Below are 17,047 nucleotides of genomic sequence, written 5' to 3' on the forward strand. Positions count from 1 at the left end.
AGCGACGCTGTCACCACCCTTACGTACCGTCGCTTTGAGCTGGACAGAGGAGTTGTAGGCATGGCACAGGTGGCCGCTGCCGGCGGGGAGCCGGTGAACCACGGCGAGGAACTCACGATCGATGTCCTCGAAAGGGCACTCGGTGACGACGTCCGTCTGATCGCCAACTGGGAGGTCGTGCACCCGACCCGTGTGGACGAGTGTGACGTGATCGTCGTCAGCCCCGACGGTGTGTTCATCGTCGAGGTCAAGTATCTGTTCCCACCGGTGGTGGTCGAGGAGAACGCATTCTTCGTGGGCGGCAAGACCCGCACGCATCCGTGGCACCTGACCAACCACAAGGCCAAGCGTCTTCGTACCAAGCTGAACGACAAGGTCCCCGGGTTCAGACAGGACGGGTGGGTCGAACCGCTTGTCGTGTTGGCTCGGGAACCGGAAGTTCTCGATGTGGACCTGCTCATGATCAACCGGGTCGTGCTGTTGAACCGCGCCGTCGAGCTCCTGGCGCCACCTTCCCCCTTGATCGCACCACAGCGTCGCGGCCGCCTCGCCGGCCGGGTCGACGAGGTTGTCGAGGCCATCATCGGCGCAGGTCGGGCCGCCGGAGGCGCTCAGCTCGTCGTGCCCGGTTACCGCCTCGACGAGTGCCTCTTCGCCGAGCCCGGGTACTCGATGTGGATCGCCACTCTTGAGTTGACCGGCCAGCAGTTCACCCTCGAACGTGCCGAGTTGCCGGCCGGGATGGTCGGTGCTGTTGCCGAGGGTTGGCGTGCCGGGGAGGCCGACGTCTTCAGAGCCGCTCAACAGATCGGTCCGCACGCTGGTGTGATTGGGCCGTTGGCGTGTTTCGACCTCGACGACGGTTCGGTCGTCACGATCTGGCCGGCACCGGACGCGACGCCGCTCAGCCTCCATCTCGCCGCCGCCGACGACGTACTCGACGCTGAGGAGGCCGAGCGCCTCGCCGCTGACATCGCCGATGCGTTGGCCCACGTCCACGCCAAGGGCATGGGCCACGGCTCCGTGTCATCAGCGACGGCCCAGGTGCTCGCCGACGGGCACGGCGCCCTGCGGTTGGGTCACGCGATCAGCGACGACCCCGGCGTCGTCATGGCCGACGGGGGGGCCCTCGCCGACCTGTTCGACCAGTTGGCCGAGGCCTCGACAACGAAGTCCTTGGCCGATCTCGCTGCCGAGCTACGCGCCGGCACGCTTTCCTGCGCCCAGGCCCGAGAGGCACTGGTCGGGGCGGCGCCGGCGCCGGCCGGCCCGGCGGAGGTCCTGCCTTCGGTGTGGGACCTCTACACCCTCGCCGGGCCGCTCACCGACGAACCGGCCCACACCTTCCTCGCACGGGACGAGGGCGGCGACGTCGTGGTCAAGCTCCTCGAAGGCTTCGATGAGGAGGACCCCGAGACCTGGAACGAGTACCGAGTCCTGCGGGGCCTCAACCATGAGTGCATCGTGCGCGCCATCGGCGCCGGCGTCGCCGCCGAGGGCCCCTACCTCGTCACCACCTATCTCGATGGACCAAGCCTCCGCGAGGCGATCGACGCCGGCCTGGTCCGCTCCACCGACCGGGTCCTCAGCACGGTGCTCGAGCTGCTCGGCGCTCTCGACGTGATGCACCCCGACCCCAACGCCCGTCGCCAGCTCACCTCTCTCGAGCGCAGCGAGACCGACATGGCCACGTTCCGGTCCCTGCGCGACTCAAGCGAGAAGGGCGTGGTCCACAACGACATTCGCCCCGAGAACGTGCGCCTCGTCGGCGGCCGGCGTCCGATCCTGTTCGACTTCGATCTGGCCGCCCGGCCCGGTGCCCTCGTCGGCGTGGTCGCCTCCCCCTACCGGCCCGAAGACCTCCCCGCCGGTGAGGTGGCGGTCGATGCTGACCTCTACGCCGTGGGGGTGATGCTCCACGAGTTGCTCACCGGCAAGCAGCCGTTCCGAACCGATGGCGCCGGACGGCGTGTGCTGGCCGTCGACGAGTCCCTGCCTCCCGAGATCGCCAGCGTGATCCGCCAGGCTTGCGCCCCCCGTCAGCACCAACGCTTTCGCACCGCCAGCGAGTTCAGCGAGGCGCTCGTGGCCGCCGGCGTCGGCGGCGGGCTGGGCATCGAAGTCGAACCCGGCGCAGCCGAGCTGCTCAGCCGAATCGACCGATTGTGGCGGGACAAGGACTTCGACGCGGCTCTCGACCTGTGCCCTGCGGACTGGGATCGCCTACGAGATCGCCTCGAGACAGCCCGTGACGCCGCCGCCCGGCCTGTCGACCTGGTCCTGGCCATCGAGGGGGTGGAGTTGCACCGTGTCGGTGAGCGGCTCATCGGGCCGGGGCAGACCGCCGGTGCGAGTCCCTTCGAGGAGGCGGTCGCAAGCGTCTACCGAGCAGTGCTCCCCGACGGCGGCTACGTCGACTTCGCGTACGCCTGCTCCGACGATGCCGGCGAAGCCTGGATCCAGGGACTCGACACACTTCACGTCCCGAGTCGATTGACCCGGCTTGCTCAAGGGTTGCGAGCAAGTGAACAGGAAGGCCCCGATCCGAACGCTGTGTACCTGAGGCTCCGTCAGGCCCGACTCACCCCCGACAGGGGCCCGGATTGGTCCAATGTGTTCAAGGCGTCACTCTCCGAACTGGACGCAGGTGCCGGTTGCGATGTCGCCGCTGTCTTGATGTCCGCCGGAGCGAAGGCGGTCGACTCCCAGGCGGTCGCCATCGGCGACACGGGGAGGACGCGAGGCGAGAGCTGCGTGGTCTACGACCCCGACGAGCCCGGGGACGTCCCGGCGTTGGCCTACTTCCTCACCCGTGTGATCCCCCTCTACCGCTGCGTCAGCAACTAAGCGCGCGCGTCGATAGCCATTTCGCTGCGTTGACCTCACCATGGCCCAGCCGAGATCTTCTCGCAGTACCGAGACCGCACCTACAGCCTGGGCTCGGCGGCAAGCGACCTCGACACCGTTGACGACCTCATCGTGCTCGTCGCCGATGACGACTCAGCCCTGCGAGACGCCGGTCGGGTCGTCGCACCCGTGACCCTGGGTCACGGGTGCACTGACCCGTCGGCCTGTGGTGGGTTTCCCGAACTCAACCCTTGACAGACCCCACGGGTGAGCCACGCGGGCGCGCACACGATGTCAAGCCGGTGACGTTCTGGTTCACATGGACATGAGACCTGCCACCGAGACGGCATTCGACCCCACGCGCACCGCATGGCGCGACAACACCGACGATGCCGGCGCTCCTACCGAAACCGATCGGTTCAGCCGGGCCGTTGTGCTCTGCCTTGACTGGTGCGGAACAGAGGGGCTCGACCGCCACATGGTCGACGACATCGCCGACGAGGTCGGTTTGGCGACCACCGACGTCCCCGGGCTGGTCCGGGCTCTGCGCCACACCGGCGTCGCCGTCACCCCTGGCGAGGAGCCCGACGAGCCGGGCTGGAGCGGCGGGGGGACCAAGCGGGTTCTCAAAATGTGCCCAATCGATCTGCTCAGCGCCAGGCAGGAGCGCCAGCTGGCCGTCGGGGTTCGCGAGGGCGTGCAAGCCAGGGAGGCGCTCAACGCTGGCGGGGACGTCCTCAACCCGGGTGACCGGCGCCAGCTCCGGGCGGTCGTCGCCCGCGGGGAACGGGCTCGAGACCAACTGGTCCTGCACAACGTGCGGCTGGTCCACTCCACCGCTGCGAAGTACCGCAGCCGAGCCGGTAACACCCTCGAGATCGACGACCTGTTCCAGGAGGGCTACTTCGGGCTCCGCAAGGCCGTCGAGGCCTTTGACCCCAGCCGGGGCTTCCGGTTCTCCACCTATGCGATGCCCTGGATCCGCCAGTCCATCAACCGGGCGATCGACAACACGGCCCGCCTCATCCGACTCCCAGTCCATCGCGCCGATTCAGTTCGCAACGCCATCGCCGAGGAGCGGGCGTTCGAACGGTTCTTCCATCGGGCGCCCACCGACCCCGAGCTCGCCGAGCGGCTCGGCATCGATCTGGAAGCCTGCCGTCAGTTGCGGGCCTTGGCCTGCCGGCCGGTGCCGGTGCATCTGCCCGATGTCGACGACGGGTACCTCCGAACCCTTGAGACCGGCGAGCATCTGCAGATCGATCCGACCATCGCCGTCGATGACCGGGCCGCTGCCGACTGGTTCTTGGCGAGGTTGAACGAACGAGAGCAGACGATCCTGCGGCGCCGCTTCGGTCTCGACACTGGTGAGGCGGAGACACTCGATGCGATCGGGCGGTCGATGGGCCTCACCCGTGAACGCATCCGCCAGATCGAAAAGGCGGCGCTCGAGCAGTTGCGGGCCCTCGCCCAAAGCGAGAACGAGACCGAGGCGGCACCCACTCCGTGCCAGCCGGGGCGGCGCCGGCCCAGGAGGCGTGCCCAACGCCTCGTTGCGGTGGTGGCCGCCGACCAGGTGGCCGACGAGGCGGACCCGGACGCGGCCAATACGGATCGGTCAGCACCGCCGAACGATGAGAAGCCCATCGTCGACGACGGGTACCGCTTCGTGCCGTCAGTCGATGTCGACGCCGTGCGCCCCATGAATCCCGGCACTGAGGTGTCAGACATCGACCTGGCACCGGCGGCCGTCTTCGACGGCACGGTCACCGAAATCGCCCGGCGGCTGGAGGTCGTCGAGTCGCTAGCAAAGACGGGTCTGATCACTCCCGACGAGCGCAACCAGACTCGCCACCACATCCTGCTCGCCGTCTGACTCTGCTCCCGGAACGCAAAGGCGACGGCCCACGTCCTCGATCAGTCGTCTCACCCATCTGTCAGGATGTCCCCGACCGAAAGCCTTCGCGGCGGATCTTTGGGCGGGGACTTGTCGAGGTGACGTTGAAGGTGGGCATGAATGAGTGAGTTCTTGGAGGACGTCGATCCTCGCCGGTGGAAGGATCTTCCCGACGGGTCCCCCGCCTATCTCAAGCCTGTGGAGTTCTACCTGGGTGTTGATCCAAACAAGGGCCGCGACATCGTCGTGCGCGTCGTCGATGCTGAGCGCCCTCCAGCCCGGGGCGACCTGGAGAGGCTCTGGCAGTCGATGGCGCAGACACTGGTTCTGGTGCTTGCGGTCCGCTACGTCTCCAAGGGCTCCGAGGTGGTCGACCTGGTGGGTGGCCGCCGGAAGTTGCCGGCTAACGCACCCAAGGGTGCGCGTCCTCGTCCGCTGGTCGTGCAGAAGGTGCCCGTCGTCGAGGCCCGGAAGTTTTGTCAGATCATCCTCAGCGAAGAGACGCCGCACTCAGCGAATCGTCTGGTGGCGCGATGGATGGACGAGCGCGCCACCGAGATGCCTGGCCTCAAGAACGACGGACTCTTCGCCCGGCACGCGCTGCTCAACTACGTGCCAGAACGCCCCGACTGGCCGCCCGCGTCCGAGAAGGCCACGAAGGCCCGCGACACCGCCGGCCGTGACCTCGTAAAGGCACTCGGCTTTCACATCGACGAGTCGAGTGAGCCCAATGCGGTGTTGCTCACCATCGATGGCGCCCCGACTGCCTCGGCGCTGTTCCTCGAGGGTGCGGGCTCATTCGACGAGCCGAGCGCCCAGTACGGGGCCATCTCCCCTGTCACCCATGCACTCGCCGTCGCACGCCGGCATCGGGTTCGGTGGGTTGTGCTCACCCGTAAGCGCAGCATTCGTCTGCATCCGGTGAGCCCTGACCTCGGCGTGGGTCGGCGAGGTCGCACCACCACCTACGTCGAAATCAACCTCGACATGCTGCCCGAGGACCGCTCGGCCTTTCTATGGCTGCTGTTCAGCTCTGAGGCGCTCACTGACGGGGGCACCGTCGACGAGATCCTCGCCGCATCGGAGCGGTTCGCAAATGATCTCGGGTCCCGACTCCGGGAGCGTGTCTACAACGAGGTCGTCCCAGACCTCGCGACCGCACTCGGCCGTCAGCTCGCCGAAGACACTGAAGACGGTTGGCTCACCGAGGCCTACCACCGCACCATGGTGGTCCTGTTCCGGATGCTGTTCGTCGCATACGCCGAGGACAAGGGCCTTCTCCCGTACGAACGCAACATCCCGTACACGAACGCCTCGCTGAAGACGATTGCCCGGGAACTCATCCCCTACGTCCAGGGCGAGCAGGAGTTCTCGCCCGACTCCGCAGTGTTCTGGAGACGCGTCGTCAACCTGTGGCGAGCCGTCGACAAGGGCAAGACCGACTGGGGCATCCCGGCCTACAACGGTGGCCTCTTCTCAACCGCCGGCGCCACCGGTGCGGCACTCGACAAGCTCGAACTCAGCGACCTTGATTTCGGCCCAGCGCTGGCACGCCTGCTCGTCGACATCGACCCGGACGGTGTTGAGGGGCCGGTTGACTTCCGGTCGCTGTCGGTGCGGGAGTTCGGCTCCATCTACGAGGGGCTGCTCGAAAGCGAGCTCGCCGTCGCCGAAACTGACCTCACCACCGACAAGAAGGGCCTCTACCTTCCCTCCCGGAAGAAGGACAAAGTCGTCGTTGCAGCAGGCGAGGTCTACTTTCACAATGCCTCAGGCGCCCGAAAGTCGAGCGGCTCGTACTTCACTAAACCGTTCGCTGTCGAGCACCTGCTCGACCACGCGCTCGAACCCGCCATCGCCGATCATTTCGGCCGTGTCGTCGCAGACCTCGACCGGGGCGACGACGCAGCGGCAGCACGCCGGTTCTTCGACTTCCGCTGCGTCGACATCTCGATGGGCTCAGGGCACTTCCTGGTGGCCGCGGTTGACCGGCTCGAGGCGCGGTTCTCCGAGTTCTTGGATGAGCACCCCATCCCTGGGGTGACCCGGGAACTCGAGACACTGCGTGAGGCCGCGCTCAACGAGCTCCGCCACTGCGCGGACGATGCGCTTATCGAGAATGCAGCGCTGCTGCGTCGTCAGATCGCCCGACGCTGCGTCTACGGCGTCGACCTAAACCTGGTGTCGGTCGAGCTAGCGCGGCTCGCGATCTGGATTCACACCTTCGTGCCGGGCCTTCCGTTGTCGTTCCTCGACCACAACCTCGTCGCGGGCAACTCCCTCACCGGCATCGGGACACTCGACGAAGCTGCGGGTGCCGTCGACCAGAACTCGTTCGTCGCCGCGTCGCTCGAGGACATGATCGGCAAGGCCCGCCCCGCCCTCGAACGGCTCGGTACTGTCACTGATGCGACGGTTGCCGATGTGAAGGCAGCACGCTCGGCACACGAGGAGGCCAAGAACGCGATCGCGGACGCCGAGCGCCTGTTCGACCTCCTTGTGTTGAACCGAGCCGATCTTGCTGGCATCAGCCTTTTCAGCACGGACCAGGACTCCGTCGCACAACTGCACGCTGATGTCGCAGTTGCCGATGCTCTGTCTGAGCTCAACCCGCTTCACTACCCGACGGCCTTCCCCGAGGTGTTCCTCCGTGAGCGTCCAGGCTTCGACTGCATCTTGGGCAACCCGCCGTGGGACAAGGTTCGGTTTGAGCCGCAGCAGTTCTGGGTAGTTCGAGCTCCTGGGCTCAGGTCCCTCTCGGAGCCGCAGCAGAAGCGGATGATGGAACGTCTCCGCTCTGAGCGACCCGCCGAGGCCATGGCGGAAGTGCGCGAACGCGAGTCCCGAGAGCAACTGCAAGGACTCATCGACAACGCCTTCCTCTGGCAAGGTCGGGGGCAGCATGGACACCACGATTACGCCAAGTTGTTCGTTGAGCGGGCGCTGCGGCTCCTCGGGCAACACGGAAGCCTCGGATACGTGCTGCCGCGGACATCGTTGGTTCTCGCAGGGTGGACTGACCTGAGGCGGGCAATGATGGATGGCGCGGAACTTTCGCTACTTCAGGCTCGAAACAAGCGAGGGTTCCTTTTCGACGACGTCGATCAGCGACTCATGATGGTCCTTTGCTCCCGCACCCCGGGCAGCGGCGAGGTGCTCATCTGGCCGTCCATCACTAGCGAAGAGTCACTGCGAAACGCCGGTGCGACGCCGGGAATCAGCGTCGGCCGGGACGAGATTGAGTCGCTCACGGACAAGAGCGTTATTCCATGGTTCTCCAGCGGAGAGGACCGGCCCATTTTCGATCAGCTTCGCAAGGCCCGCAGGCTCGGGGAGCCGAGCGGCTGGATCACCGGTCGTGCTGACTCCTCCCGGTGGGACTTCAGCGGGTCCGGCCCACACCGAGCCTTCATCACCGATGCCGGCTCAAAGGCGAGTTGGCGAGTCCTGATGACGCGTCATGTCGATCAGTACCGCATCGCCATGGAGGATGAGTTCCGGCGCTTCATCGTCAGCCCCGCAGAACTCGCCCCGCTGCATCTAGGTGTCGTGGTGGACAAGCGAGGTCGCGTTCACGTTGGAGCGGATCATCCAGTGATCATCTACCGCTACCCGAGCATGAACGACAACAGCCGCACAGTACTTGCCACTGCCCTTCCGGACGAAGGCTTCCTGTTCTCCAAGGGTTACGTCCATGGAGTGATGGTCGATCCGTCAACCTCGACGTCGCACATCCTTGCGCTTCTCGGGCTGATGAACAGCTACACCTGTGACTGGTGGGCGCGGCGCTTCGTCGACCGGCACGTGACGAAGCAGACCATTGAGAACCTCCCGCTGCCCGAGTGGGACGAAGAGTCGATTGAGAGAGTGGCGAGGTGGGTCGCCGCATTGCTGAGCATGGGTGGAACCAAGACGCTCGCGGGGGGTCGCAAACTCGAGGGTGTAATTCGCATCACTGACAGGGACGAACTCGTTGTTGCGATCGAGAAGGAGGTTCTCCTTGGCTTCGGGCTCTCGACCACAGATCTCGCATCAGTCCTTGAGGACTTCAGCGACACTGGCTGCCCTGAGGATCTGAGGTCACAGTTGTTGGAGGACCTGGCATGACCACCGACCCGAAACCCGTCATCGCGACGAATCGTCCCGGGGAGGGCGTTGCAGAGGCGATCAACGCTCGGCTCGCCTACTGGGAATCGGAGATGGTCAACGCACCAGAGGTGCGCATTTCGACCGCCTACTTCAACCCCGGTGGCTACTCACTCCTCGCTGACCAGCTCGACAACGCAGCGAAGGTGCGGCTCCTCCTCGGCGTAGAGCCTGAGCTGCCGGAGCGTCGGGTCCGGTCTCTTGCAGAGCCGTCCAATCGTGCCAGGGCGGAGCGTCTTCGACTCGCCGACGCCCTGTCGGAAGCCGAGGGGTGGATCATTGAGGAGCGCAATCTGCTCGGCTTCAGCATCGACGCCGACGCCAACGCCAAGCGACTCGTCAAGTGGTTGAAATCCGACCATGTTGAGGTGCGCCGGCTCACCGACCGTTTCCTGCACGGCAAGGCGTTCATCATCCCCACAGGCAAGGACATGGCGATGGTGGGGTCGTCCAACTTCACGTACGCCGGGCTGTCGACGAACGCCGAGCTCAACCTTGGCCGCTACGACGACGCCGTCGAACTGGTCACCAACTGGTTCGATGAGATGTGGGACGCGGCCGAGGACTACGACCTGGCGCGCATCTACGAGGCCCGCTTCCTCGAACACCACCCCTGGACGATCTACCTGCGAATGCTCTACGCCGTGTACGGCGCTGACCTGGCAGAAGAAGAGCGCCGCCGGGCTTCCGAGCTGATGCTTGCCCCGTTCCAGGTCGCGGGTGTCGTACGGGCGATGCGCTATCTCGAGGAACGCCACGGCGTGATCGTGGCCGATGACGTCGGCCTCGGGAAGACGTTCGTTGCGGGTGAGATCTTGATGCGGTTCGTTCGTGACAACCGCCAGCGTGCCCTGGTCATCGCCCCTGCGGTGCTGCGCGACGGGCCGTGGAAGCGGTTCTTGTTCGAGAACAACCTGAACGTCGAGGTGCTGTCGTACGAGCAACTTGCCAGCGAATCTGCTCTGCACACCGAGGATGAACGCGCCCGCCTCCAGGCCCACCTCAAGCTCGATGTCGACGACTACTCACTCGTTGTCGTCGACGAGGCACACAACCTCCGGAACCCTGCCGCCCAGCGCTCAGAGGCACTCCGAAGGCTGCTCGCCGGTACTCCGCGCAAGAAGATTGTCCTGCTGACGGCGACGCCGGTGAACAACAGTCTGATGGACGTGTACCACCTGCTCCGGTTCTTCGTCCTCGATGACGCGGCTTTCGCAGACCGGGGCATCACCTCGATGAAGGCTCGTTTCGACGATGCGATGGCCAAGGACCCTGAGGAACTCTCCGCCGACGACCTATTCGAGATCCTCGACTACTCAGTCGTCCGCCGCACCCGGTCGTTTGTGCGGAAGTACCACCCGAACGACAGGCTGATCATCAACGGCCAGTGGCAGACCGTCAACTTCCCAACCCCACGCCCTATCCAGGTCGACTACGACCTGGAGGAGGCCTACCCCGGGCTGCTCGAACGCTTCGCGAAGGCCATCGAGGCGTACACCTACGGGGCGCCCTGCCCTGACGGAGTCTTGGCGATGGCTCGCTACATGCCGTCGCTTTACAGGCTCGAGAACATCAAGTTTCGCAAGGGTGAGCAGTTCGAGATCCAGCTCGGTGGTTTGCTCCGATCAGCGTTGCTCAAGCGCTTCGAGTCCTCGGCGCTCGCGTTCGCCAAGACGGCGCGCAAGATGGCCGACAGCCACGACGGCATGATCGAGCTCCTCCTCGCCGGCAAGGTGCCCACCGGGCGCGCTCTCACCGAGTGGATGAAGACCGACGCCGATGACATCGAGGCTTTCGAGGAGCTCATTACCGACAAGGATGGCTTCGAACTCGAACCCGCCGAGAACTACGACGCCGAGGCCCTCAAACGAGATCTCGAGCGAGACCGCGACCTGCTCCGCAGCTTCGCCGCAGAAGCCGAGAAGGTCGCCGCCAAGGACGATCCGAAACTCGACGCCATCGTTGAGGAACTCGCGATCATCGCCGCCCAAGCCGCCAAGGAGAGTGTCGGCGAAGACCAGGAGCGCGACCAGCGCAAGGTTCTGATCTTCAGCTACTTCGCCGACACCGTGAAGTGGGTGCATGACCACCTCGTCATCGCCACCCAGTCAGACCCCCGCCTCGCTGCCTACAAGGACCGCATCGTGGCCGTGTACGGCAACGATGCCGACTCGAGCAAGGCGATGTTCGGCTTCGCGCCGAAGACCACCGACCCGCCTGCCGGCGCCGACAATGACCTCTTCGACATCGTCATCGCGACCGATGTCCTCGCCGAAGGCGTGAACCTCCAACAGGCGCGCCACATCATCAACTACGACCTGCCGTGGAACCCGATGCGCCTCGTGCAACGTCACGGCCGCATCGACCGCCTGGGCAGCCTGCACGAGGAGGTGTTTCTCCGCTGCGTGTACCCGGACAAACAACTGGACAAGCTGCTGGAGCTCGAGGCCCGTCTTCACCGCAAGCTCCGCCAGGCGATGGTCACCTTCGGCGGCACAGCGCCCCTACCTGGGTACGACGACGTAGACGTCTCCTACACGGACGACACTAAGGACGTTCTCGACAAGCTCCGCGCCGGCGACAACAGCCTGTTCACTACCGGCGGCGGCACAGTCCTCGGTGAAGAGTTCCGCCAGTTCCTCCGTCGTGAACTTGAACGACCGGGCACCAAGGAACGGCTGCACGACCTGCCCTGGGGGGCGGGCTCAGGCTTCGTTCGAGCCGGCACCCAGCCAGCGTGGGTGTTCTGCGCTCAGGTCGGCGACCACCCCGAGGCCCGATTCGCGTACGTCACGCTCGGACCCGACGGGTACGTCGTGGACGGCAATCAGCTGCGGTCCTTGCTCGAAGCACGTCCTGACGACGAGGCAAACACGACCCGTACGCTTAGCCCTGAGATGTACGAAGCAACGTTCAAGGCGTGGGATACCGCCCGGGACCACATTCTCGAATCTTGGGAGTTCGCCACCGACACCAAGAACCTTGACCCCAAGATCCCGGCGGTCATGGACCGAGCCATTGCCGTCGTTGAGGACGACTACGAAGGTGTTCTCACCGTCGAAGAAGCTGACGCACTCGTCGAGCGGCTTCGGGCGCCCTACCCGGAACGACTTCTTCGCCCGGTGCGCAAGGTGTTGAACGAAGGAAGTCCCAAGGACCAGGTTGCCGCACTCGCTGAGCTTGCCGATCAACTGGGCTTCACCCCCAGCACCCGACCGCAGCCTCTCCCGCCGGTCAACGAAGACGACATCCACCTGCTGTGCTGGATGGCGATCACTCCCAACGGGCCCGCTGGCCTCATCGAACAACTCGGTGAATTGCCGCTCGGCGACAAGCTCTGAGTGTGCCGACGGTGGCTGACTCGAACACCGCCGGAGGGACCGACGAGAACGACCGCCGACACCCCCAGCTGCTCCGTCAGCTCCGCAAGGAGGGACGGCTCGTCGTTCCTGCAGCCGGGCGAGGCCTGGACGACGCATGGCCGCCAGAGGCGAGCGTGACAGTCCCAGACATCGACACCGAAGCCTCGGTCGATATCGGGTACGGGCAGCTTTCCATGTTGCGCATCCGCCCCGACCTGATCGAGGTGCTCGACTGCAGCAGCGGTGAGACACAGCCCCCTCGGCACTATGACATCGCCGCGAACCTGCGGACCGCAGGCAGAGGTCATGGCAACTAAGTCGACGCGCCGGTGGGGACAGCCAGCGTGGACCTTGCCCATGTACCAGCCGAGCACCGGCATGGACCATCTCGGGCTCGCATCGGTCTCTCAGGATCGGATACTGCCTGCTCTGTCCCCCGGGATCAACGTGTTGACGGTGCATCCTCGGTACTGGTCCGTGTACTGCTGGCTACTGACGGAGTTCTGGGATCGGGAGCTGCCCAGAACTCACGCCGCTTGGGGGCGCTTCCTCAAACCGCGCGAGCGGATCTTCGTCGCCGCGGTGCTTTCATGCCCGCAGCACAGCCTCGACATCCCAGAGGTGGCTGGCAAGCGTCGAGTCGGCGCCGAGGTCGTAGACGCGGCGTCAGAGTTCGACCCGACGGCGCCGTACCTGAAGAACGCGCGCGGCGGCTATCCGATCTACGCGAGTGCGATCTCCCAGGTCGGGCTCACGATCCTCGACCGTGACACCGCGCAGTTCCACTGTGATGCGCCCAACGACGCCGGCCGAGCCGTCGCCCAAGCGCTGCGGGCGTGGGTGGAACCGACGGCGTACTACCAGCAGTACTTCGATACCGCCGATGAACCAGTGCCGGCAGATGTCGTTGCGGAGTACTCGGAGAAGATCTGCCTCTGTCGCTTGGTCGACGGGCCCGACCATCCCCACGTACAAGGTGCCTTCCTCCATGGAGGAAAGATCGACGAAGCAACCCGTCGACGCAGCTCGCTGCGCCTCGTCTGCGACATGTCTGCGGAAACTGCACCGGACCCTGTCGAGGGGTGGGACTTCCGTCAGCTGATCTACTACTGGAACGACGATCACGGGCGTACATACGCACCCGGAAACGATGAGCTGATCACCACACTGCGGCGTTGGCGGCTCTATCAGCTCCGCGAGTTCCAAGGGTGGGCCTGCAACCGTTGGCTCCGGCTCATCTGCCGTCGCGGGCTTGACGCTGGCGGCGATCGAACCTCGATCCCGCTCGGCGACATCCTCGCCAGCGTCGATTGCGCCGACTTCGGTGCGCTTGCGACGGCCCTGGGCGTCGACGACCCTGAGCTGAACACATCAAGCGACCTAGGAGCGCTCATCAATTGGGTGAACACGATCGGCGAGATCTCCCACGACCTCGACGAGCCTTGGGCGCTCACCGCGCCCGGCTCCGAAGACCGCGTGCTCGACCACATCTGGGACCTCGACCTCGTCGGAGACGACATCACCGCCGGAATCGTCGTGCTAATGACGTCCTGCGCCCTAAGACTCTGGCCGAGGGAGCACGCGTTGCGCTACGCGCCTGACTGGCCGCTCGTCACCGCTGGCGGTGTGCGCCGGCTGAGCGTCGTCAAGCTCGTTGAAGATCTGCGCCGGCTCGACCGAGACGGTGCAACGATCGGCGAGGCGTCTCGGTGGATTCTCGAGCACTACGTGATCCGCCAGCACCATCGGGTCGCTCTCGGAAAGCTCCCCGACGACACGTTCCGCCTACGGCTCGACGCCGGGCGGGTGCAGTTCGTCGATGAGCCCGTGGCCGTCGAGATGAATGACTCCCGATTCAGGGCGCTATCGACCTGCGCCGCCGAGCTCGGCTGGACTCGGCCTCTGAAGGAGTCGAACCACGGCCTCACCCGAACAGGTCGCCGGTTCGTGACCAACGGAGACCTGCCCGCTTTCCCGAGCGAGAACGTGTAGCCAGATGGCACGGCGCTCGGCTGCTTCCCCGTCGCCCCGACTCGGCATTCCGGAGCTCTTCGCTCCCGGCCCGTACGAACAAGCGCTGATCCTGACGTTCGGGGCCGACCTCGAGTTCTACGAGCGCGTCCTTCGGCGACACTTCGGTAGCTTCCGAAACCAGATCGTGCTCGCTGATGGAACTCAGCTCGACCACCATCTGAGCGGTCTGGCCACCGCGGGAGCCCTTCGGCACCTCAATCGCTCCTGGGTGGCCGGACCGATCCGCCTGCGCCACGCCGCACACGCCAAGGCGATCCTTCTCGCAGGACCCGAAGCCGGCCTCCTACTCGTCGGCTCGGGGAACCTCAGTCTCCAGGGCTACGCAGGCGCAGGCGAGTGCTTCGTCCCCTACCGGTGGACCCCAGACCAGCCTGATGACTTGGATGCGTTCACGGCGGTCCGCTCACTCACGGATGCGCTCGTCGAGCGGGCCCTAGTCGATCGCGTAATCGCCGATCGCGTTGGGGTGTATTGGTCCGCTTACGACTGGTGGCATGCGCCGCCGAACCCGGCTGGCCCGGTTCGACACAACCTCGACGTTCCTATCGGAACGCAGTTCGTCGAAGCGATCGCTGGCGAACCGGTCGAAGAGCTCACAGTCGTCGCTCCCTTCCACGACGAACGTTGTTCCGCCCTCGAACGTCTGGTCTCGGAGCTCCACCCTTCACGCCTGCGGGTGCTCGTACAACCCGGGCGCTGCTCGGTCGACCCGACACAGCTACGACGAGTCATGGACAGAAGGTCAGGCTCAGTGCACAGCATCACGGCCGAGGGAGACCACGAACTCACCTACCTCCACGCCAAGATCTTTCTGGCCAAGACCGCGACGCGGTCCATCTGCCTCGTCGGCTCGGCGAACTGCTCCCAGGTCGCTCTCTGGATCGATCAACCAGGCGCCAACACCGAGATCGCATCACTGCTCACCGGGCCACCATCGGCTTTCGACCACCTGCTCGCCGCCGACGTGGTCACCGTGAGCGGCCCACTCGATCCCGGCGACCTCGACCTCGAAATCCGCGACGACACCGAAGACAACAGCCAAGAAGAAGGCGCCACTCCAACCGTCCACAACCTCATCTTCGACAGGGACACGCTCACCTGGACGATGGCGACGCCATGTGTAGCCGCTGAGGACGTAGTCGTAGAGATCAACGGGCGGTCAGCATCGGTCGACCTCTCCGTCTCGCCAACAGGCGGTGACCGGTGGGCCTTCACCGCTCGCCTGTTCGAGGAGGAGGACATCGCAGCCATCAATAGCGTCGCTGTTGTCACCGTGCGGATCGGCGACGGCGCCCCGACCCACGCCGTGCCATACCAGGTAGACCGGCTTCGAGAGCAGGACCACCGCCGCGTCGACACCGACCGACTACGCCACGCAGCGCTGCTCGAACTCGACGATCCCGATCTCGATCGAGCCTTGGCCGCATTGGAGGAGATCCTCGTTGGAGACAATGTCGCCCGATGGGGGAAGGACAGGCGTCCATCGTCAGACGCAGACCAGGCTGAGCCAATCGCCTGGGAGAACATCGACTGGTCCGCCGTCAAGCGCCATCCCCGATACCAGGCCTACGGAGGGCTTGCCGGCTTCGGGATTCCGGGAACAGCCCTCGCCGATTACCTCGCTGCGTTGTCACAGCTCGTTCGCAAGCTCCTCGACGAAGAGGATGCAGAAGTCGGCGACTCGGATGACCGAGAGCCGACTGACGCAGACGACGAAGAGGGAGCACACGACGTCGCCTCCGGAGTCGAGGGCGCAGACCCCGACGAGGAGGATGACGGCGACGAGGACCAGGTGGAAGTCAGGCGACAGTCCCCAGCGGCCAGAAACCGTCGTCTCGTTCGGAACTTCGTCCGCAGGAACCTCACTGTGCTCGAACAACCCGGGTTCCGAGACGGCGCTGGTCCCGGCATCGTCGTTCCCAACCTCATCATCCTTAACTGGGTCTGCTGGTGGATCGCCACCAAGGACGAGGATCACGGCCCCGACCTGATCGAGGAGCGACTACGGCTCTGGGAGCTCCTGTGGGGCCACAACGAAATCGATGGCTACCTCGACAGGCTCGACGACGAGCACCAGGCCCTCGTCGTAGAACGATTCGACGCCCAGCAGTTCGAGCCGGTGGTCGCCGCAAGTATTACCGACGTGTGGACGAGCATCCCAACCGTCACCAGTCCCCTCTACCAACGGCTTCGGGACGTTGTTCGGAGCGCAGTCTGCAGTCCGTGCTGGCAAATGACCGCACCGCACCTCGAGTCCGCAGCGGTCCTCACCAACAAGCGCCCCTCGACGATCGAGCCGATCAACGCCGTGGAAATCGGCGCGCGCCTCTGGGAGGCGGCCTGCGCGCCGCACTTCGAGATCGAAGCAAGAAGAGCCGTCGCCCACGCTACGGGCTGCCTGGCCGGGGACGTTGCCGCAAGCAACGTCGAGGTCATCGTCGATGGGCGCAGCGACCGGCGATTGGTCGACCAGATGGAGATCCAGGCACCGGTGCTCGCAGATGGCATCGACGGCGCATTCGTCTCCTGGATGGGAGCGGTCGACCTCAGTTTCTACCGGCTGAAGTGGCCCGGCGGCGTTGCGTTCTACAACGCCCTGGCGGAGTCGGGATGGGTCGTCGCTCACGATGAGAATGAGCGAACGCTCGAGAGTCTCGAACCCGCATATCCCGCTTGGCGACTAGCGCTCGATCGGCTCGTCGACAGCGTCGAGGTCGGCACGGAGGCGGCCGCGTGAGCCCGTGCTCATCTCCGCCAAAGC

At 65.3% G+C, this 17,047-nt stretch carries 7 protein-coding genes and 1 pseudogene; all 8 read left to right on the top strand.

Going from position 1 to position 17,047, the window contains the following annotated elements; all coding sequences use genetic code 11:
- Window positions 1-60: 60 nt before the first annotated feature.
- Window positions 61-363: pseudogene (locus tag LUW87_RS19435) on the top strand (nuclease-related domain-containing protein); the annotation flags it as partial.
- Between the two features lie 474 nt (window positions 364-837).
- Window positions 838-2,847, top strand: coding sequence for a serine/threonine protein kinase (locus LUW87_RS10165; protein ID WP_232671059.1), 2,010 nt, complete (start codon window positions 838-840; stop codon window positions 2,845-2,847).
- Window positions 2,848-3,166: 319 nt separating this feature from the next.
- Window positions 3,167-4,723: a sigma-70 family RNA polymerase sigma factor gene (locus tag LUW87_RS10170; protein WP_232671060.1), complete on the top strand. Its 1,557-nt coding sequence runs from the start codon at window positions 3,167-3,169 to the stop codon at window positions 4,721-4,723.
- 141 nt (window positions 4,724-4,864) lie between these two features.
- Entirely contained in the window at window positions 4,865-8,851 is a 3,987-nt protein-coding gene (locus LUW87_RS10175) for an Eco57I restriction-modification methylase domain-containing protein (protein WP_232671061.1), read from the top strand.
- Complete coding sequence (locus LUW87_RS10180) at window positions 8,848-12,231, top strand: SNF2-related protein (protein WP_232671062.1); 3,384 nt, start codon at window positions 8,848-8,850, stop codon at window positions 12,229-12,231. Before LUW87_RS10175 ends, LUW87_RS10180 begins: the two co-directional genes overlap by 4 nt.
- Window positions 12,232-12,242: 11 nt before the next feature.
- The gene (locus tag LUW87_RS10185) at window positions 12,243-12,569 is read left to right on the top strand and encodes a DUF3293 domain-containing protein (protein WP_232671063.1); all 327 of its coding nucleotides are present in this window, start codon (window positions 12,243-12,245) and stop codon (window positions 12,567-12,569) included.
- A gap of 40 nt (window positions 12,570-12,609) precedes the next feature.
- The gene (locus LUW87_RS10190) at window positions 12,610-14,244 is read left to right on the top strand and encodes a cytochrome P450 (protein WP_232671064.1); all 1,635 of its coding nucleotides are present in this window, start codon (window positions 12,610-12,612) and stop codon (window positions 14,242-14,244) included.
- A 4-nt stretch (window positions 14,245-14,248) separates the two neighbouring features.
- Window positions 14,249-17,023, top strand: a complete 2,775-nt coding sequence (locus tag LUW87_RS10195; RefSeq protein WP_232671065.1) for a phospholipase D family protein — start codon at window positions 14,249-14,251, stop codon at window positions 17,021-17,023.
- The last annotated feature ends 24 nt before the right edge of the window (window positions 17,024-17,047 follow it).

It is taken from the genome of Rhabdothermincola salaria (genome assembly GCF_021246445.1).
Taxonomy (GTDB): Bacteria; Actinomycetota; Acidimicrobiia; order Acidimicrobiales; family Acidimicrobilacustridaceae; genus Rhabdothermincola_A; species Rhabdothermincola_A salaria.